Genomic DNA, 442 nt, shown 5'->3' with positions numbered 1-442 from the left:
GCGATCACCTGTGCGTCATCTGCGAGGATTCCGAGCAGCGGCTCGATGCGGCCGCCCAGTACGTGGCCGACGGCTTGCAGCGCAACGAGTTCGTCATGTACGCCGCCGATCCCGAGACCACGGCCGGGCTGCGCGAGCGGCTCTCGCTGCGTGGCATTGACGTCGAGGACGCGATGCGGCGCGGCGCCCTGCAGCTCCCGACCGCCGATGAGGCCTACCTGCGCGATGGCAACTTTGATCCCGACCTCATGTACGAGGCTTTCGATCAGGCGATCACCTCGGCTCTGGCAGCCGGCTTCACCGGCTGCCGCTTTGCGGGCGAGCCCACCTGGGCCCTCGATCGCGAGGAACTGCGCCCTGGATTGATCGAATTTGAGAAGCGGCTGAACAGCCTGTTTCGCAGTCGCAAGGCTGCCGGATTCTGCGTGTACGACACGAAGGC

At 66.1% G+C, this 442-nt stretch carries 1 protein-coding gene; it reads left to right on the top strand.

Annotation, left to right across the window (positions count from 1 at the left end; translation table 11 throughout):
- Nucleotides 1–442: MEDS domain-containing protein (locus tag D3A59_RS04200; RefSeq protein WP_205665114.1), on the top strand; the 442-nt coding region annotated here is incomplete at both ends.

Origin of the sequence: Caldimonas tepidiphila, from assembly GCF_003569765.1 — a bacterium.
Classification (GTDB): domain Bacteria; phylum Pseudomonadota; class Gammaproteobacteria; order Burkholderiales; family Burkholderiaceae_C; genus Caldimonas; species Caldimonas tepidiphila.
Note: the sequence above shows the minus strand (reverse complement) of the source record. Positions and strands in the feature narration are given on the sequence as shown.